This is a genomic window from Phyllobacterium sp. LjRoot231 (assembly GCF_964253365.1).
Classification (GTDB): domain Bacteria; phylum Pseudomonadota; class Alphaproteobacteria; order Rhizobiales; family Rhizobiaceae; genus Phyllobacterium.
In genome coordinates this window covers 4,680,123-4,698,182 of record NZ_CAXUQT020000001.1, presented here as the reverse complement: position 1 = coordinate 4,698,182, position 18,060 = coordinate 4,680,123, and the positions used below count along the sequence as shown (strand labels likewise).

The following is an 18,060-nucleotide window of genomic DNA, read 5'->3' as shown; positions in this document are numbered from 1 at the left end:
ATTGTGGCATGGCAAATCGAAAAGAATTTACCGGCAGTTGAAAGGGCTTACCGCGACGCAACAGGCTTACGCCCGCCCTCAAATGTGGCAATTTGCTCTAGAAAGTTGGCTCCGCTTCCGATCTTTCCCTGATATGGCGCGACAGGCGGGACCAGCGCTGACTGAACCAGGGGGTCACCAGCGATATTTTCTCGAAGCGTTGGCTGGCAAAGGATGGATCATGCTCCTCGAAGGTCCAAACCTTGAAATTTGTCAATTCATGCGGTCCGAATGTGTGGATCAACGGAATATCGGCAGCATCCCGGCCACGTGCCACGACAATCCGCCCGATACGACGCTGATTGTGACGGGCGTCGAACGTGTGCCATTTTCCATTGAGATAGACTTCGAACCAGGCATTGAAATCCATCGGGGCCGGATCAGCCGGAACGCCGATATCGCCCAGATAGCCGTTCACATAGCGTGCCGGAATATTCATGCAGCGGCAGAACGCAACGGCCAGATGCGCAAAATCCCGGCAAACGCCAACGCGCTCCTCGTGTGCTTGCGCCGCAGTACGTGTCGACCGGGCAAAGCCATAACTAAAGGTCAGGCGCTGGTTGACATAGTCTGTGATCGCCTGAACCCGGTTCCAGCCGGGTTTGATATCACCGAACAGGCTCCACGCCAGATTGCTCAATTCGTCGGTCTCGCAGTAACGGCTGGCCGACAGATACGCCAGACACTCGGTTGGCAACTGGTCGACGCTCACCTCGATTGCGTCCTCGTCGATCGGGTCGGGCAGCCCGTTATCCTTGACGACGGCATCGTATTTCAACGAGAGGTTGCCGGCAGGCGCCAGCAGACGGATGCAGCTGTTTCCGAAAAGATCGCGGAAGACTTCGAGTTTTACGTCGGGCGTCGCGGTTGGACCGCGCTCACATTGCACGTCAGGCACGCGTGCCGGTTCAAGGTTGAGATAGGTCGTCATTGGCGTTGGTTTGTTACAACGGATTGCTATCTCGTAGCCGATACGAATCAACATGAGCATTTCCTCTGGGGCTTTTGAGGGGAAACGCAGTGATCCGGTGCAAGTTCCGCAGCTGAAAATTTTAATGAAGATCACACCGAATCTGAGATTCAGCATTTGTTGACCATAGGGACATAGAATTTGAAACAAATGCGCCGGATTCCAGTTAAGTCCGGAAGAGGTGCCGGTCACGGTTCGAGCGGTACACGGGAATGATTGGAATGATCATGGCTGCAAAATATCCGGTTTCCCAACCTCGTACCGCGAATGTCGTCCGCGAACAGGTCGTGCATCCGGAATTTCGCCGCGTGGCAGGAGCCACCCGCCCGTCAGAGGCGGACAAGAACATTCCGAAATTGCTTCAGGATCTGCTGGACAAGCTCGATGAGGCGGAAAGGAACAAGAAGAAAGCCCGCTAAGCTCTAGTTTTGTACGTGCATCAGATTGCCGTGATAGTGCCCCTGCCGGCCAGATTTTGCATAGTGGACGAAACTGCCGAAGAATAGAGCGAAGGCGAGAAAAATAACGAAGACGATGCCAAGACGCTGAACAAGCATGACAAATACCCCATTGGATTTTCCGAAGGGTATCTGCGGTGAACTGAACGGCGACTGAACCCGGCGTTCACCCGGCATTTCAAATGATGACCCAATCTTTACTTTGGAACGTTGGCGCACAGGGTGACGCGGCGTCGTCGCTGATCTATGCTGCAGGTATGACCAAAGCTTTCGACGCGATCATCATCGGCGCAGGGCAGGCCGGACCATCTCTGGCGGGTCGTCTTACGAATGCTGGCATGAAAGTGCTTATGGTCGAGCGCAAGCTGTTTGGCGGCACCTGCGTCAATACAGGCTGCATGCCAACCAAGACGCTTGTTGCCAGCGCCTATGCTGCACATCTTGCCCGGCGTGGCGCCGACTATGGTGTTACCATCGACGCGCCAATCCGCATCGACATGAAGCGGGTCAAGCAACGAGCCGATACTGTGTCCTTCAACGCCCGCAATGGGGTCGAGAAATTCTTGCGCGGTATGAAGGGCTGCACCGTTATCCAGGGTCATGCACGCTTTACGGGGGCGCACGAGATCGAAATCGATGGCGAAGCATTTACCGCCCCGCGCATCTTTATCAATGCTGGTGGCCGGGCCAATGTGCCGGCCATGCCCGGCGTCGAAGAAGTAGACTATCTGACCAACACATCCATCCTCGCGCTCGACACTGTACCGAAGCATCTGGTCGTTATCGGCGGAAGCTATATCGGGCTCGAATTCGCGCAGATGTACCGTCGATTTGGCGCAGAAGTTACGATCGTTGAAAAGAGTCCGCGACTGATTTCACGCGAGGACGACGATATTTCCGAAGCGATCAAGGACATTCTTGAGGGCGAGGGAATTACAGTCCGCACTGACGCGGAATGCATATCATTCAAGCGGCACGCTGATGGAGCGGAAGTCGGTGTCGATTGCAGGGCCGGCTCGCCGAGCGTCGTCGGTTCCCATGTCCTGCTGGCGATCGGCCGGCGGCCCAACACCGACGATCTTGGACTCGACAAGGCCGGTATCCAAACGGATGAGCGCGGCTATATCAAAGTCGATGACCAGCTCGCGACGAATGTGGAAGGTGTGTGGGCGCTCGGTGATTGCAACGGGCGCGGTGCGTTCACCCACACTGCCTATAATGATTTCGAGATTATCGCGGCAAACCTCCTCGACGGCGAGAACCGCAACGTCAGCGATCGCATCCTTGGCTATGCGCTCTATATTGATCCGCCGCTCGGACGCGTAGGCCTGAGCGAGGCGCAGGCGCGCCAGTCCGGCCGGCCATTGCTGATTTCTAAAAGGCCGATGACCCGCGTCGGCCGCGCGGTGGAAAAGGACGAAACGCAGGGCTTTATGAAAGTCGTGGTGGATGCGCAGACGCAGAAGATACTCGGTGCCGCCATACTCGGGACCGGCGGCGACGAAGCGATCCACGGCATCATCGACATCATGAATGTGGATGCCAGCTACCCTCAATTGAAATGGACAGTACCAATACATCCCACGGTATCGGAATTGATCCCTACGCTGCTGGGAGACCTCAAAGAGGCAAAGTGAGGTGTAGGCGGTTGATTGACGTTAAGGTCAAATTAACTATAAAGCGCCCATATATTATCGAACGGGAATTGCCCCGCTCTTTTTGAATAATTGCTTTTTGCCTGTTGCTTGCGGGTTTTTCTGCCGCACGAATACGAACCAATTTTATCGAATTCATTTTTGAATGTGAGATTTAAATGTTTAGAGATTTTAGCCTCGCCATAGGCACCTTTGCCGTCGTTGCCACCACCGGAATAGCCTGCGCCCAGGACACACCTGCTGCTCCCGCCCAGCCGCAGCAGGCGAGCGAGCCGCAGGTTCGTTCAATCCAGTATCAGGACTGGTTCTATCGCTGTGTGGACGTCAAGACGGCGGATGGCAAGACTGTTCCGAACTGTGAAGTGGCGCAGATTGCGCAGGTCAAACAAGGCGACAAGGACGTCAATGTGCTGACATTGGCCATTGCCCAAACATCGCCGGACTCCGCAAAAAAGGACAAGAAACAGGCGCCCGATCTTCTTTTGACAGCGCTGGTCCCGCTCAACGTTTTCCTGCCATCCGGTTTCATGATCGACGCCGACGGCACCCTTGCCGCCAGCAATAATCTGACGTTGCAAGGTGCCTCGGTCGATGTCGCTGGCAATGCGGCTCTCGGCGGAAAGAATATCACGCTTGATATCGTCAAGGTCGACAATGCTGGCTCACAGAATGCAACGGGAGCCAAGGTCACAACTGGAGGTAGTCTATCGATCGCTGCCAATGACAACGTCAATATCATCGGCAGTGCGGCGAAGGCTGGAGCGTCGCTGGATGTCACGGCCGAAAACGGTTCGGTAAATGTTGTCACGACGGATATCACGCGCAAAACCGATGATGGCTACTCCAAGACGGTCGCAATAACCCAGCAGCAATCGCAGCTCTCGTCGGGCACCGGCACGACGATCACGGCGGGTGACGATGTCCTTCTGTCTGGTTCGTCTGTTGACGCAGGCGGAAATGTCAAACTGAGCGCGGGTGATGATATCAATATCGCCGCAGCACAGGAGCAGGCAGACACCAGGTTTGGAAAAAACTCATCATCCGCGACAACCCATATAGGATCCGAAATCAAAGCTGGTGGATCGATTTCAGTCGATGCAGGCAATGGCGCGATTGACGGCGATCACGACCTCAACATCATCGGTAGCAAGCTCGACGCCGGTGAAAAAGTCCAGCTCAAGGCATCCGACGATATAACCATCGTCGAAGCACTGGACACGAAGACACTCGACCTCCAACAGAAAAAGAAAAGCGGTGGCCTCTTCGGCGGAAGCCGAAAATGGACTACGCATGTCGAGACCGAAACCGCCATTGGCTCATCCATTATCCGCCGCGATACGCTCGACACAAACACCTCGCTGCCGGGAATACCGGACCTGCAGAACGTCCTGGCAGAGCAGTACCAGACGCAAGCCGACTATCAGGCAGCCGCCGCAACGCTCGCCAATGTTATTGGCAACATCGCGAACAAGCTCGCCGAGGACGCCCTTAAGCGCGGCGACACGCAGGCAGCGGAATTCTGGGGAGCGGACGGCGTTGGCCGTGCTGCCATGCATGCCTTGGGCGGCGCTTTGCTCGGCGGCGTCAATGATGTGGCGGGCGTGATCAAGGGCGCGATCGGCGGCGCCATCTCGACGCTGGCCGCGCCGGAAATCCGAAAAATCGTCGCCAGCATCGTGAATGGCACCAAGCTTGCCGGAACCGATCAGGGTGAGTTCCTGATCAACAGCGTCACCTCCAGCCTCGTGCAGGGCATCGCCGCGGCGGCGGGCGGCGGCGATGCCGCAGCCTACGCGGGGCATGAGTTCAAGTACAACTACCTGACGCACAGGCAGCTGGAAAAGCAACTCGAAGAAATGAAGGAGTGTAAGGACAAGTCATGTATTGCTGAAGTTGAAAAAAAGTACTTCGCGATTGACCTTGCACAGGACAACGAGGTGGCTGCGTGCGAGACAGTGGCGTGCGCTCAGTTTCATCTTGCTGCAATTGAGGAAGCCAAAAAGTTTTTGGCAGAAGGCGGCTATCTCGAAGAGCTTGGCCAATATTCCTTTAGTGCGGAAACTAGAATTGCCGCCAATCAGTTTGAAGGTATGTCGCCTGCTGAAGTGGCAGCGAATGCTGCTCTCGTAGATGGAGCTTATTGCGAAAGAAACTCTGGCGACCACTGTAAGATACTTAGTCGCATCCACGAAGCAGTGCATGAAGGCGCAACTGCACTTGTGCTTGGCAAAATCCTGAATGTTGCGATAGAATTCTTGTCTCCAGCGGAAGTCGCCGCTGTGAGAAGTGGCCTGCTGCCGGTTTCATAGACACTGAGTTAAGGTGTTCTGCATGAAACCGGAGAGTATGAATGCAAAGACGGAAGTTCAGCCGCGAATACAAGCTTGAAGCGGTGAAGTTGGTGAAGGAGCGTGGCGTGGCTGTTGCGCAGGCTGCCCGCGACCTTGAAGTTCACGAGAATATGCTGCGCAAATGGATCAGGGAGCACGGCTCCGATCCGGTCCAGTCCTTTCCAGGGCATGGACAGATGAAGCCGGAACAGCTTGAGATCGAGCGGCTACGTCGTGAGGTCGCGAAGCTGAAGGCGGAGCGCGATATCCTAAAAAAGGCCGCGGTGGGTTCAACCGGTCAACGCAACATCTTCGGCGAGTTTATCAGCGGGCGATCGAAAGCCAAGTGTCTTGCGAGGTCGAGTATTCAGTCGCATCGCGACCGCGTCCAGATCAGCCTGGCTATAACCTAACAAGCTGGTCCCCTTCGGAAAATATTGTCGCAGCAATCTGTTTGTATTCTCGTTGGTGCCGCGCTGCCACGGACTTTGAGGGTCGCAGAAGTAGACCTTCACATTCGTTGCCAGGCTAAATCGCTTGTGCTGCGCCAATTCGCTACCACGATCCCAAGTCAGACTCATCATCAAGTTCTCGGGAAGCTTTAACGCCTCTCTGGTCAAAGCGCCGACGACGCTGTCGGTGTCCTTTCCAGCCACATGCACAAGAACAATGTACCGGGATTTCCGCTCGACGAGAGTCGCAATATGGCTGTTGGCACTTCCAGAAAGAAGGTCTCCCTCCCAGTGGCCAGGAACTGCACGATCTTCAACGTCAGCAGGTCGCTCCCGGATCGAAACGGCGTCAATAATCTGACCGCGTGGCTGACCTTGTGTCGTCGATTTCCTGCTACGTCGCATCATGCGGTTCGTTCGCAAGTGCGCGAGCAGTTCTTTCTTCAGGACACCGCGAGCCTGAATGAAAAGGCTTTTATAGATCGTCTCATGAGACACGAGCATCGTCTCGTCGCAGTGGGAGAATTTTACTTTTAGCCATCCAGCGATCTGTTCAGGGGACCACTGGCACGCCAGTTTCCCGGCCACGATAGCACACAATGCCTGGTTCCGGGTCAGCAGGCAGGGTTTGGGACGGCAAGCCCGTTGCCAGGCGCGTTCGTCAGCTCTTACCGCTCGATAGTGCCTTCGTCCGTCATTACGGTTGATCTCACGGCTTACCGTGGATGCTGACCGTCGTAACCCTGCAGCTATGCTGCGAACGGACATGCCCGCAGCCAGCCCCCTGGAAATCTCTTCGCGTTCATATAAACGAAGTGACCGCGAGGATCGTTTACGATCCGTCGGCTGAATTCCACCTGTCGCGGACAAGACGCCGTGAACAGAGCCTGCATGTTTGCCGAGCGCACGCCCGATATCACTGAGAGACTGGCCATCTTTCCAGCGTTGCCAAAGCTCTTTCTTCTGTTGTTGCGTTAAACCTGGTCGACCTGTTCTCGCCATCGTGAGCCTCCGGATGCTTCATGAAATCAATCATGTTGCGTTGACCGGTTGAACCCACCGCAGCCTACTTTGCAAGGGACGCGATATGAAGTTCGCATTCATTGCAAAGCACCGTTCGATCTGGCCGGTGGCATGGCTCTGCGAAGCGCTGGGGGTTTCCCGTTCCGGCTTTCATGCCTGGCTCAACCGCTCGCCGAGCGACCATGCCCTCTACGACGAGGTTCTGTTGGACAAGATTGGGCAGAGTTTCAAGTCCAGCGACAGAACCTATGGTGCCCGGCGTGTCTGGCATGATGTGCTGGCTGAAGGGTTGTCGTGCGGTCTTCATCGCATAGAGCGGCTGATGCGTCAGAATGCGCTCAGAGCGAGGCCGCGTCGGCGCGGTCTGCCGAAAGATGCTGGCGACCGATCTATCATCATGCCCAATGTCCTGGATCGCCAGTTCGAAGCCGACAGACCGAACCAGAAATGGGTGGCCGACTTCACCTATATCTGGACGGCCGAGGGTTGGCTTTATGTTGCCGCCGTCATCGACCTGTTCTCACGCCGTGTCGTCGGCTGGTCGATGAATGCGAACATGACGGCGCAGCTCGTCACCGATGCCCTCATCATGGCGATATGGCGCAGAGGAAAGCCGGATGCGCTGTTGCATCATTCCGATCAGGGCAGCCAATACACCAGCGAACAGTTCCAGCGCCTGATGGGCGATCACGGCATCACCTGCTCCATGAGCAGATCGGGGAATGTCTGGGACAACGCAGCGATGGAAAGCTTCTTCTCATCACTGAAAACGGAGAGAACGGCACGAAAGGTTTATCGGACAAGAAATGATGCAAGGGCGGACGTGTTCGATTACATCGAGCGCTTCTACAACCCAAGGCGTCGCCACTCGACATTGGGCTATCTCAGCCCGAACGATTTTGAAACCAAGGTGGGATTAGCTTAACCTCGTGTCCGAAAAACCGGCAGCAGGCCACTCATGGTGAGCTTGTCGAACCACGCACTGGTAGTTTTGCCAAAAATAATTCCCGCAAACTTATCCACGCTCTCCCAACCTCGCTTATTCTAACGGCGTCCTTTCCATGGGGAACTGCTTCCGGAGCCGTTCGAAGTGGGGAGAGGATCGGCGCCTCCGATGGCGGGTAACGGACCCGTCGTCCGGGGAAGTTCTGTCCAAGGGTTCCCCTGCCGGTACTAAGGCCGGTGCGTGCTGGACGAGCACTGTGAGGGCGGCAGATTGGCTGGGCGCAGTCCTGGCCGCTGGCGTTTCCGACGCGGAACGGACGGGATCAAAAAACGCCGGACGGGCGGTCTTCGGATCGCATTTTTATTCTACAAAGACGCGCTTCGACGACCGCCCGTCTTTCCCACTACCATTCAATGGCCAGACGCGAAAGCGGGCGTGGCAAGGGGGAAACCTATGTCGCAGCTTGCACGCTTATTCCATCACCGCCGCATGATCCGCAGGGGCAGCGTTGGAGCCCGGCTTGCGCAGGAGCATGACCAAAGGGATCGATACAAGCGACATGATCATCAGCAGCTTGAAATCATCCATATAGGCGATGATCGTTGCCTGCGTCGTGATCATCCCATCCAGCGCGGCACGGCCTGCCGCCTTCAGCGGATCGAGATTTTGCAGCACCGCCGGGGCGTTGAATGCGTGGTTGAACGGCGTGACATAGGCGGCGATCGACGAATGATTGCTCTGCACATTCTCCGTGATCAAGGCTGTAACGACGGCGATGCCGACGCTCGAACCGATATTGCGCGAGAGATTGTAAAGCCCGGTGCCTTCGCCGCGCATGGGTGCGGGGAGGGTGGCAAAGGCGATTGTCGTCAAGGGCACGAACAGGAAGCCGAGACCCGCGCCCTGGATGAAGCCGACATAGACGATCGTCCATTGCGACACGTCCGGCGTCCAGCCGGTCATGTCATACATGGCCCACGCGGTCAGGCCGAAGCCGAGCACCAGCAAAAGACGCGTATCGACCTTGCCGATCAGCCGGCCGACGATGAACATGCAGACCATCGTCCCGACGCCGCGCGGTCCCATGACAATACCGGCGGTGACGACGGGATAACCCATCAGTGTCTGCAGATAGGGCGTCATCAAGGCGAGAGAGGCGAGATAGGTCACGCCGACGACGAAGATGAAGAACATGCTGACCGAGAAATTCCGGTCGAGAAACAGCCGCGGATTGACGAAGGATTTCTTCGCGGTGAACGTGTGTACGAGAAAGAGATAGAAGGCTCCGGCACAGATCAACGCCTCTATCTGGATTTCGCCGGACGAGAACCAGTCGAGCTGTTCGCCGCGGTCGAGAAAAAGCTGCAGCGTTGCGATGGCAAGACTCAAGGTGCCGAAGCCGAACCAGTCGAGCTTGGCGCTCGCCTCTTTCGTCGTTTCCGAGACGAAGGCAACAATGCCAAAGAAGGCCAGCATACCGATGGGCACGTTGATATAGAAGACCCAACGCCAGCTGATATGGTCGGTGAGCCAGCCGCCGATGACCGGCCCCAAAACTGGTCCGACCATCACCGATACGCCGAAAAGCGCCATGGCCCTGCCGCGATCTTCCACCGAATAGATGTCGAGCAGAATTCCCTGCGACAACGGCACCAGGGATGCGCCGAAGAGGCCCTGCATCAGCCGGAAGACCACGATCTGCGGCAGAGACTGGGCGAGACCGCACAGCACAGACGCGACGACGAAGCCGACAATGGCGGTCAACAGCACGTTCTTGCGGCCGAAGCGGGCAGCGAGAAAGCCCGACGGCGGCGTCATGATGGCGGCCGCAACGATATAGGAGGTGAGAACCCAGTTGATCTGATCGGCGCTCGCCGACACGCTGCCCTGAATATAGGGCAGTGCCACATTGGCGATCGTCGTGTCGAGCGCCTGCATGATGACCGCCAGGATGACGCAGGCGGTTATTGCGCCGCGATTGGCGACAACCGGTGCGGCGCTGGGGATTGCGATGGTGTTAGACATGATCCTTGCTGCCGAAAAGTCCGATAACGTCAGCAACAAACGACGGCAGGCCACGCGCATGGCCGGTATCGACACCGACGGTGACGCTCATGCCGACGCGCAAGGGAGGCTTGCCGGCCATATCATCGATGCTGACGAGCATGGGAATGCGCTGGACGACCTTCACCCAGTTGCCTGTGGTGTTCTGGGCAGGCAGCAGCGAAAAGCTGGAGCCGGAAGCCGGGCTGATGCTGGAGACCGTGCCTTTCCACTCGACGCCCGGATAGGTGTCGACACTGATAGCGACAGGCTGGCCGGGACGCGCATAGGTGAGCTCGGTTTCTTTCGGGCTCGCGGCGATCCACATATGCGTCGTCGAGACAAGGCTGAAACCGGCCTGCGACGCCTGCAGATAGGCGCCGGTCTGCAGCGAGCTTACGTTGGTGACGATCCCGTCAAACGGCGCGCGAACGACCGTATGGTCGAGGTTGCGCTGCGCATTGTCGACAGCCGATTGCTGTTGCAAGAAGGATGGGTTCTGCTCGACCGGCTGGTCGGCATTGCCGCCAAGCTGCGCCAGGGTTGCCGCAGCTTCGGCTTTGGCGACGTCGACCTTCTGCTGGGCCGCGTCGAGATCGTGCTTGGCCTGATCGTAGGTTGCGCGAGATGCGAACGAGCTGGCGTTCAGGTCCTGCTGGCGCTGCAACGACTTCTCGAAGAATGGAATGTCGGCTTCCGCCTGCGTGATCTCGGCGAGCGATTGCTTGTAGCTGGCTTCGAGGTTGAGGATCTGGTTGCGCACAACGCCAAGCTGCGCCTTCGCACCGGCAAGCGCGATGCTATAGGGGGCAGAATCGAGACGGAACAGCACGTCGCCCTGCTTGACCTGCTGATTGTCGCGGACATCGACCGACTGCACGATACCGGATACGTCGGTCGAAATGCCGACCATGTCAGCCTGTATATAAGCATTGTCGGTGGACATCACCTGTCCGCCGGTCGCGTAGAAATAGCCTCCAACGATCAACAGCACCGGCAGGAGCCCGAAGAGCAGCGGGCGCTTCAGGCTGCGCCGGGGACGCGCCGGTGCGGGAGGCACAGGTGGCGTGGTTTCCTTGGCCACGGGAACGGCGGGCGCCGGATCGATGGTCGTATCGGGCTTTTCCATGACCGCGTCATTGCGCGCGGCGGTGTCTGTATTGGCAGGAATGCGTAAGGAAGGTGAACCGTCAGCCATGATTTTTCTCTTTGTCCTCGACCGGCGTCTGGCATGCGTCGATCAAATTTGTCTTCATAAGGGTCAGTGTTCGAATGAGATGTTCGCGATCTGCATCCGGGACATCGGCGAGCGCTTCAGAGCGGGTAAGCTCTGCAACACGGCGAATGCCATCGAGGAGGGGTCTTGCCTCTTCACGGGAGAACAGCAACCGGATGCGCCGGTCAGTCGGATGCTTGCGACGTTCGATCAGGCCGCGCTCCTCAAGTTTGTCGAGGATACGGACCAACGTGATCGGCTCGACTTCCAAAAGCTCGGCCAATCCCGCCTGGTGGATTCCCTCATTTTTGGAGAGATACGCCAGCGTTTGCCACTGCGACCGGGTGAGGCCCAGATCCTTGGCGCGCTGCTCGAAACGCTTGCGCAACAACCGCGCGACTTCGTGCAGCAGAAAGCTCAGTGTCGGTGCATTGTCCATGATCGGAGGGTCAAACTCATAAGGTTGCTTATAACAGTCATGCATATAGCAAGGGTGCTCGTCGAATTAAAGGCGACAGCTTGCCTCAGCCGCAAAAATATCGAGCGGGGCCTTCAACATATTGTGAGGAGTGACACCGTTCAGTCTTTGCGCGGGAGAAAAGTTTGTTCGAAACCGCTGACGAACCGGTCAAAGAGTGTAGCAAAAGCCTCGACATCGGAGGCGGGCCAGTCTGCTACAATACCTTGCACAACCGTGAGCTTCTGCGCCTGGATTTCCGAGACCAGCCTATGCCCAAGCACTGTGATGACGACAACGATGCGCCGCGCATCAGCTTGAGAGGCCTTGCGGCGCAAGACGCCCCGCGTGACCATTTCCGCAACGATCCGGCTCGCCCGGGACGGATCGATACGCAGGATTTCTGCTATCGCGCCGACCGTCACTTCGCCAGCCGTTTCAACACGTCGTACGGCGTCGAGGACATCGAGATGCGAGAGTTCCAGGTCGGGTGCAATGTTTTGAATTGCAAGGCGGCCAATCAGACGTCTTCCGATCAACAGGCGCATACGCGTCATCACCTGGCCGATACGCACGATCTCTTCGCTGTCGGTTCGATTGGGTGCTTCACGTTTATTTGTCGTCATGGTGCCTGTCATAATTTCAGCATAACAGATATTTGCAGTCATAAGAATATGCAAATGGCATTCGAGTGCTATTGACAATTATATGCTAATAGCACATTTATGCCTGTAATCAAGCTCGAATCACTTGCTCCATGGACATGCATGCACCGCCTGCGCCGCTCGTGACGGACCACCGTCTGCGGCTCATCATCTTCTTTTTCCTGAGTTCGGCCATGTTCATGGCGACGCTGGACAACCAGATCGTCTCGACTGCCTTACCGACGATCGTTGGCGAATTTGGACATCTGGAACGTTTCGGCTGGATCGGATCGTCCTATCTGCTGGCTTCGAGCGCTGTCATGCCGATCTACGGCAAGCTCGGCGATCTCTTCGGGCGCAAATATGTGATGATGACTGCCATTGCCATCTTCACCATCGGGTCCGCTGTTTGTGGTCTCGCTGTGTCGATGAACACGTTGATCGCCGCGCGCGTACTGCAGGGGCTTGGCGGCGGTGGCATCATGGTGTCGATCTTTTCCATCAACGCCGATCTGTTCGAACCGCGCGAACGGGCGCGGTATCAGAGCTACTCAAGCCTGGTGCTGATGGCGTCCGGCGCGATCGGCCCGGTTCTCGGCGGGACCATGAGCGATCTTTTTGGCTGGCGTTCGATCTTTCTCGTAAACATTCCGGTCGGGGTCATCGTTCTCGTCGGTCTGTTCACCATGCTTCCCTACCGCAAGCCTGAACGCAAACCAACAATCGATTATGCCGGAGCTATTCTGCTGGCCCTGACCACCAGTAGTATCGTTCTCGCCGCCGACAGTGCCGAATTGTTCGGGTCACTGGTTTCACCGCAAAGCATCGCCATCGTTGCATTCGGGATTATTTGCGCTACGAGCTGGGTTTTCGTAGAGCGCCGCGCACCAGAGCCAATCGTTCCGCCGTCGCTGTTTCGAAACCCGACATTCTCGCTGCTCCTCATTATCTCGATCACGAGCGGCGCGATCGCGATCGGCATGGTCAACTATTTTGCGCTTTTCCTGCAGACAACAACGGGCCTATCGCCCTCACAGGCAGGCGTGTTTTTCATCCTGTTGACCGGCGGCATTGTCTGCGGATCGTTGATGGGTGGCCGGCTGATCTCCACGACTGGACGCTACAAGCCGTTGTCCATAGCCAGCCTTTCTCTCAGCGCCGTGGCATTCACGCTCTTTGCCCATGTCCAGGCCGGAACGCCGGTGTACCTCATCGGTATTCTTATCGCGATGCATGGCATTGGCATCGGTCTCGGCCAGCAAGTGCCGGTGATCGGCGTGCAGAATGCGGCGGACAGCCGGGACGTCGGGGCAGCGACCGGATCGGTAACGCTATCGCGCATGGGGGGCGCATCCATCGCCATTTCTGTCTACGGCGCTATTGTTGCAGCGAATCTTTCCCGTGTCGGCGTTAGCATACCCGGTGTCAGTAACATCGAGCAATTGACGCCGAAAATGCTGGCAGCGCTGCCTGAGGGCGCGCGCCAGGCCGTCGCGGACAGCTATGCTGCAGCCTTCACGCCGCTCTTCCTGACCTCTGCTTGCTTTGCCATCACGGGATTGCTGGCGGCACTCATGCTCAAACCAGTGCTGCTGCCGATCGCAGGCGCTGTGAAAAAACTGAGTGCAGCAGAATGATGATGAGTGAAATGGTGCCGCTTAGGTGACTCGAACACCTGACCCCATCATTACGAATGATGTGCTCTACCGACTGAGCTAAAGCGGCAGGGAAAGAACTTCCCGATCCTTGAAATCGGCCATCATGATATGCCGATGATGACGCGCCTGATACCTTCATTGCGCTGCGATTGCAAGCCTAGAGATCAGCGGCGCCGTCAAAATACCGGGCCCTCATGCATCCTTGATCCTCAAATGATCGCCAAATTAGAATTTATCTATTTTGACGATAGACAAGCGCGCAAGAGCGGTTAATCTCCTCTCTACCACATGAAGTCCGGAAGAGACGCATGAGTCCACGTTCTGGGAGGAACCTATGGCTAAAGTGGAACTGTTCGTGAATGGGAGAGCCGTCAAAGGCGAAGCTGAAGACCGCACGTTGCTTGTGCATTTCCTGCGTGAAAATCTTGGACTAACAGGCACCCATGTAGGATGCGACACATCGCAATGCGGGGCATGCGTAGTGCATGTCGATGGCAGGGCCGTAAAGTCCTGTACGATTCTGGCGGCCCAGGCTTCTGGCTCGACGATCACGACCATAGAGGGCCTCAGCCCGAACGGCGAACTGCATCCGCTTCAGGCTGCTTTCCGTGAAAACCATGCACTTCAATGCGGATTCTGCACGCCGGGTATGATCATGAGCTCGGTCGACATGATCCGCCGGCATCCGGACGGACTCGATGAAGAAACCGTGAGGGCTGAGCTTGAAGGCAATATTTGCCGCTGCACCGGGTATCACAACATCGTCAAAGCCGTCCTCGACGCATCGGACAAAATGGGCAAAGGCGCCGTCAAGGCCGCCTGATCATCTGAATTTCAGTCTTGCAGTCCGCTTTGGCCAGAGGCTCACGTATTTCTCTCGGCAAAGCGCCTGCGACAGGGAGAAGTAACCATGGGCGATGAAGGTATCGGAGCGCGCGTTCTCCGCAAGGAAGATAAGAGATTCATCACCGGCAAGGGCCGCTACACCGACGATATGGTTGTGCCGGGCATGAAGCATGCAGCCTTTGTGCGCAGTCCCCATGCTCATGCGAAAATCACCGGGATCGATGTCGAGGCAGCGAAGAAGATGCCAGGGGTCATTGGCGTTCTGACCGGCAAGGAACTGAAAGCGGACGGTATCGGCAATATCATTTGCGGTTGGATGATTCATTCAAAGGACGGCAGCCCGATGAGGATGGGCGCGTGGTCGCCGCTCGCAACCGATACGGTACGCTATGTCGGGGATGCTGTAGTTATCGTGATCGCTGACACCAAAGGGCAGGCGCGTGATGCCGCCGAGGCAGTCGACGTGTCTTATGAGGAACTGCCCGTGGTTGTCAGCGCAGTCGAAGCGCTGAAGGACGGCGCGCCGCAGATCCATCCTGAAGCGCCCAACAATTTGATCTTCGACTGGGATCTCGGCGATGAAAAGGCCACTAATGACGCCTTCGCCAAGGCAGCTCACGTGACGAAGCTGGACATCGTCAATAATCGTCTTGTGCCCAATGCTATGGAACCGCGCGCGACGCTAGGCGTCTATGATGCTGCGGAAGACCACTACACGTGCTGGACGACATCGCAAAACCCGCACGTCGCGCGCCTCGTGATGAGCGCGTTCTACAATGTCGCGCCGGAGAACAAACTGCGCATCATCGCGCCGGATGTCGGCGGCGGTTTCGGCTCGAAAATCTATATCTACCCCGAAGAAATCATCTGCCTCTGGGCATCGAAAAAGACTGGCGTTCCGGTCAAGTGGGTGGGTGATCGCAGTGAGAGCTTCCTGACGGATGCGCATGGTCGCGATCACGTCAGCCATGCGGAAATCGCCTTCGACAAGGACAATAAGATTCTCGGTCTGAAGGTGCAGACGATCGCCAATCTTGGTGCCTACATGTCGCTGTTCTCAAGTTCCGTCCCGACATATCTCTACGCCACGCTTCTTTCTGGCCAATATGACATTCCGGCAATCCATGCCAATGTGAGGACGGTTTACACCAACACCGCGCCGGTCGATGCCTATCGCGGTGCAGGACGGCCAGAGGCGACCTATGTGCTTGAACGAATTATGGAAACTGCGGCGCGCGAACTGAAAATCTCGCCTGTGGAACTGCGCCGCAAGAACTTTATTCGTTCCTTCCCACACCAGACGCCGGTGATCATGAATTATGACGCGGGTGATTTCGATGCGACGCTCGAAGCAGGCATGAAAGCCGCGGACTATGCAGGTTTCGAGAAGCGTCGCGCGGAAGCCGCAAAGCGCGGCAAGCTGCGTGGCATCGGTATGAGCTGCTATATCGAGGCGTGCGGTATTGCTCCATCCGCTGCTGTCGGATCGCTCGGCGCTGGTGTCGGACTCTGGGAAAGTGCCGAAGTACGAGTCAACGCGGTCGGCACGATAGAAATTCTCACTGGCTCGCATTCGCACGGTCAAGGACATGAAACGACGTTTGCCCAATTGGCGACCGAACGTTTCGGCGTCCCGCTCGATAGTATTTCCATCGTTCATGGCGATACCGACAAGGTCCAAATGGGCATGGGCACCTATGGCTCGCGTTCCGGGGCGGTAGGAATGTCGGCCATCGTCAAGGCTTTGGACAAGGTGGAAGCCAAGGCAAAGAAGATAGCTGCTCATCTGCTTGAGGCGGATGAGGCGGATATCGAGATCAAGAACGGCGATGTCAGAGTTGCCGGTACCGATAAGTCGCTGCCGTGGTTCCAGGTAGCGCTTGCGGCCTACACCGCGCACAATCTTCCCTCCGGCATGGAGCCGGGACTGAAAGAGGGGGCGTTCTATGATCCTTCCAACTTCACCTTCCCCGGTGGTTGTCATATCTGCGAAGTGGAAGTCGATCCTGAGACGGGTGTGACCGAGATCATCCAGTTCGTTGCCGCCGACGATTTCGGCAAGATCATCAACCCGATGATCGTCGAAGGACAGGTCCACGGCGGACTGGCGCAGGGCATTGGCCAGGCGTTGCTTGAGGGCACGCATTATGACGACAGCGGCCAACTGCTGACTGCAAGCTATATGGATTATACGATGCCACGCGCGCAGGATCTGCCATCGTTCAACATTATGACGACGGAAACGCCTTGTCCTTCCAATCCGCTCGGGATCAAGGGCTGCGGCGAGGCCGGAGCGATCGGCTCACCGCCAGCCGTGATTAACGCCATCACCGATGCGATCCACAACAACAACCTGACCATGCCGGCGACACCGCAAACCGTGTGGAACGCCATCCAGGCTGCGAAGTGAAGGGGAAGCGCCATGTATGAGACAAAGTATCATCGTGCCACCTCTGTCGAAGGGGCTGCGAGGCTGATGGGTGAGGCGGAAGACGGCAAGTTCCTCGCCGGCGGAATGACATTGATTCCGACCATGAAGCAACGCCTTGCATCGCCGAGCGATCTTATAGATCTGAGGAGGATCGAAGCGCTGAAGGGCATCAAGATCAATGGCCGCACGGTGCGGATTGGTGCGGTCACCACGCACTATGACGTCTCCGCCGATGTGGACCTCGCAAAGATTTGCCCGGCAATTACCAATCTCGCTGGCCATATTGGCGATCCGCAGGTGCGAAACATGGGAACGATTGGAGGTTCGATCGCCAACAACGATCCGGCTGCTGACTACCCTTCAGCTCTGTTGGCGCTTGATGCGACTATTATCACCAGCCAGCGTTCCATGCCCGCGTCGGAGTTCTTTGTCGGCCTTTTCGAGACCGCGCTCGAACCGAACGAGATCGTTACGGCGGTGGAATTCGTTGCGCCGGACAAGGCGGCCTATAAGAAATTTCCTAATCCAGCTTCGCTTTATGCGATGGCTGGCGTTTTCGTCGCCAAATCGGGCGACCAGGTTCGGGTCGCGGTAACCGGCGCGGGCGAAAACGGTGTTTTCCGGCTGGCGGATGCCGAGACAGCCCTTACCGGAAACTTCAGCCCTTCGGCACTAGACAGTCTCACTGTGGATCCGGATGGTCTCCTGTCCGACATGCATGCTTCTGCCGACTACCGCGCCAATCTGGTCAAGGTCATGGCAAAACGCGCTGTAGCCGAGATCGCAAACAGACCGATGTAAGATAGACGTGTCTGTAGGCGTCAATCTCAAAGCGGCAGTATGCGCCGGACAACGCTGGAAGATTTGATGACCGATGGCCTGGCTACAGCAT

General features: G+C 56.9%; 14 protein-coding genes, 1 tRNA gene and 2 pseudogenes. 9 read left to right on the top strand and 8 right to left on the bottom strand.

Annotated features, from left to right (window positions below; translation table 11 throughout):
• Positions 1-97: 97 nt before the first annotated feature.
• Positions 98-1,024 (bottom strand): transglutaminase-like domain-containing protein, encoded by a 927-nt coding sequence (locus tag ACSQ3H_RS23400; RefSeq protein ID WP_436119254.1) that lies wholly within the window; start codon positions 1,022-1,024, stop codon positions 98-100.
• A gap of 212 nt (positions 1,025-1,236) precedes the next feature.
• Here ACSQ3H_RS23400 and ACSQ3H_RS23395 point away from each other — a divergent pair, with 212 nt between their 5' ends.
• Complete coding sequence (locus tag ACSQ3H_RS23395) at positions 1,237-1,428, top strand: hypothetical protein (protein WP_436119253.1); 192 nt, start codon at positions 1,237-1,239, stop codon at positions 1,426-1,428.
• Between the two features lie 3 nt (positions 1,429-1,431).
• Here the strand turns inward: ACSQ3H_RS23395 and ACSQ3H_RS23390 are convergent, their stop codons facing one another.
• Positions 1,432-1,566 (bottom strand): hypothetical protein, encoded by a 135-nt coding sequence (locus ACSQ3H_RS23390; protein WP_436119252.1) that lies wholly within the window; start codon positions 1,564-1,566, stop codon positions 1,432-1,434.
• 158 nt (positions 1,567-1,724) lie between these two features.
• Here ACSQ3H_RS23390 and ACSQ3H_RS23385 point away from each other — a divergent pair, with 158 nt between their 5' ends.
• The 3 genes and pseudogenes from ACSQ3H_RS23385 to ACSQ3H_RS23375 form a co-directional block, all read left to right on the top strand.
• Positions 1,725-3,104 (top strand): FAD-containing oxidoreductase, encoded by a 1,380-nt coding sequence (locus ACSQ3H_RS23385; RefSeq protein WP_436119545.1) that lies wholly within the window; start codon positions 1,725-1,727, stop codon positions 3,102-3,104.
• Positions 3,105-3,280: 176 nt separating this feature from the next.
• A complete protein-coding gene (locus ACSQ3H_RS23380; protein WP_436119251.1) occupies positions 3,281-5,431 on the top strand; it encodes a hemagglutinin repeat-containing protein in 2,151 nt (716 codons plus the stop codon).
• Between the two features lie 41 nt (positions 5,432-5,472).
• Positions 5,473-5,730, top strand: a pseudogene (locus ACSQ3H_RS23375) (transposase); the annotation flags it as partial.
• A gap of 12 nt (positions 5,731-5,742) precedes the next feature.
• Here the strand turns inward: ACSQ3H_RS23375 and ACSQ3H_RS23370 are convergent.
• A complete protein-coding gene (locus ACSQ3H_RS23370) occupies positions 5,743-6,906 on the bottom strand; it encodes an IS30 family transposase (RefSeq protein ID WP_436116132.1) in 1,164 nt (387 codons plus the stop codon).
• 58 nt (positions 6,907-6,964) lie between these two features.
• Between ACSQ3H_RS23370 and ACSQ3H_RS23365 the strand changes: the two are divergent.
• A pseudogene (locus ACSQ3H_RS23365) lies at positions 6,965-7,852 on the top strand (IS3 family transposase); the annotation flags it as partial.
• A 492-nt stretch (positions 7,853-8,344) separates the two neighbouring features.
• Here ACSQ3H_RS23365 and ACSQ3H_RS23360 read toward each other — a convergent pair.
• The 4 genes from ACSQ3H_RS23360 to ACSQ3H_RS23345 all read right to left on the bottom strand — a co-directional run bounded on the left by ACSQ3H_RS23360 (position 8,345) and on the right by ACSQ3H_RS23345 (position 12,215).
• Positions 8,345-9,898: an MDR family MFS transporter gene (locus ACSQ3H_RS23360; protein WP_436119250.1), complete on the bottom strand. Its 1,554-nt coding sequence runs from the start codon at positions 9,896-9,898 to the stop codon at positions 8,345-8,347.
• Positions 9,891-11,114, bottom strand: a complete 1,224-nt coding sequence (locus tag ACSQ3H_RS23355) for an HlyD family secretion protein (RefSeq protein ID WP_436119249.1) — start codon at positions 11,112-11,114, stop codon at positions 9,891-9,893. The genes ACSQ3H_RS23360 and ACSQ3H_RS23355 overlap by 8 nt, the downstream gene beginning before the upstream one ends.
• The gene (locus tag ACSQ3H_RS23350) at positions 11,107-11,571 is read right to left on the bottom strand and encodes a MarR family winged helix-turn-helix transcriptional regulator (RefSeq protein WP_436119248.1); all 465 of its coding nucleotides are present in this window, start codon (positions 11,569-11,571) and stop codon (positions 11,107-11,109) included. The genes ACSQ3H_RS23355 and ACSQ3H_RS23350 overlap by 8 nt, the downstream gene beginning before the upstream one ends.
• A 140-nt stretch (positions 11,572-11,711) precedes the next feature.
• Positions 11,712-12,215: a MarR family winged helix-turn-helix transcriptional regulator gene (locus ACSQ3H_RS23345; protein WP_436119247.1), complete on the bottom strand. Its 504-nt coding sequence runs from the start codon at positions 12,213-12,215 to the stop codon at positions 11,712-11,714.
• Between the two features lie 131 nt (positions 12,216-12,346).
• On the opposite strand from ACSQ3H_RS23345, the gene ACSQ3H_RS23340 reads away from it, so the two are divergent.
• Complete coding sequence (locus tag ACSQ3H_RS23340; protein ID WP_436119246.1) at positions 12,347-13,870, top strand: MDR family MFS transporter; 1,524 nt, start codon at positions 12,347-12,349, stop codon at positions 13,868-13,870.
• 12 nt (positions 13,871-13,882) lie between these two features.
• Here ACSQ3H_RS23340 and ACSQ3H_RS23335 read toward each other — a convergent pair.
• Positions 13,883-13,958: transfer RNA gene (locus tag ACSQ3H_RS23335), tRNA-Thr, on the bottom strand.
• A gap of 267 nt (positions 13,959-14,225) precedes the next feature.
• Between ACSQ3H_RS23335 and ACSQ3H_RS23330 the strand changes: the two genes are divergently transcribed.
• From ACSQ3H_RS23330 to ACSQ3H_RS23320, 3 genes are all read left to right on the top strand, one after another.
• Positions 14,226-14,714, top strand: a complete 489-nt coding sequence (locus ACSQ3H_RS23330) for a (2Fe-2S)-binding protein (RefSeq protein ID WP_436119245.1) — start codon at positions 14,226-14,228, stop codon at positions 14,712-14,714.
• An 87-nt stretch (positions 14,715-14,801) separates the two neighbouring features.
• Positions 14,802-17,147, top strand: coding sequence for a xanthine dehydrogenase family protein molybdopterin-binding subunit (locus tag ACSQ3H_RS23325; protein WP_436119244.1), 2,346 nt, complete (start codon positions 14,802-14,804; stop codon positions 17,145-17,147).
• 12 nt (positions 17,148-17,159) lie between these two features.
• Positions 17,160-17,969, top strand: a complete 810-nt coding sequence (locus ACSQ3H_RS23320) for an FAD binding domain-containing protein (RefSeq protein ID WP_436119243.1) — start codon at positions 17,160-17,162, stop codon at positions 17,967-17,969.
• The last annotated feature ends 91 nt before the right edge of the window (positions 17,970-18,060 follow it).

Excerpts from the sequence above, each read along its gene's own strand:
- ACSQ3H_RS23370 (WP_436116132.1), bottom strand. The coding sequence starts at position 6,906 with ATGGCGAGAACAGGTCGACCAGGTTTAACGCAACAACAGAAGAAAGAG.
- ACSQ3H_RS23360 (WP_436119250.1), bottom strand. The coding sequence starts at position 9,898 with ATGTCTAACACCATCGCAATCCCCAGCGCCGCACCGGTTGTCGCCAAT.
- ACSQ3H_RS23340 (WP_436119246.1), top strand. The coding sequence starts at position 12,347 with ATGGACATGCATGCACCGCCTGCGCCGCTCGTGACGGACCACCGTCTG.
- ACSQ3H_RS23355 (WP_436119249.1), bottom strand. The coding sequence starts at position 11,114 with ATGGCTGACGGTTCACCTTCCTTACGCATTCCTGCCAATACAGACACC.
- ACSQ3H_RS23320 (WP_436119243.1), top strand. The coding sequence starts at position 17,160 with ATGTATGAGACAAAGTATCATCGTGCCACCTCTGTCGAAGGGGCTGCG.
- ACSQ3H_RS23385 (WP_436119545.1), top strand. The coding sequence starts at position 1,725 with ATGACCAAAGCTTTCGACGCGATCATCATCGGCGCAGGGCAGGCCGGA.
- ACSQ3H_RS23390 (WP_436119252.1), bottom strand. The coding sequence starts at position 1,566 with ATGCTTGTTCAGCGTCTTGGCATCGTCTTCGTTATTTTTCTCGCCTTC.
- ACSQ3H_RS23400 (WP_436119254.1), bottom strand. The coding sequence starts at position 1,024 with ATGTTGATTCGTATCGGCTACGAGATAGCAATCCGTTGTAACAAACCA.
- ACSQ3H_RS23330 (WP_436119245.1), top strand. The coding sequence starts at position 14,226 with ATGGCTAAAGTGGAACTGTTCGTGAATGGGAGAGCCGTCAAAGGCGAA.
- ACSQ3H_RS23325 (WP_436119244.1), top strand. The coding sequence starts at position 14,802 with ATGGGCGATGAAGGTATCGGAGCGCGCGTTCTCCGCAAGGAAGATAAG.
- ACSQ3H_RS23350 (WP_436119248.1), bottom strand. The coding sequence starts at position 11,571 with ATGGACAATGCACCGACACTGAGCTTTCTGCTGCACGAAGTCGCGCGG.
- ACSQ3H_RS23395 (WP_436119253.1), top strand. The coding sequence starts at position 1,237 with ATGGCTGCAAAATATCCGGTTTCCCAACCTCGTACCGCGAATGTCGTC.
- ACSQ3H_RS23345 (WP_436119247.1), bottom strand. The coding sequence starts at position 12,215 with ATGACGACAAATAAACGTGAAGCACCCAATCGAACCGACAGCGAAGAG.
- ACSQ3H_RS23380 (WP_436119251.1), top strand. The coding sequence starts at position 3,281 with ATGTTTAGAGATTTTAGCCTCGCCATAGGCACCTTTGCCGTCGTTGCC.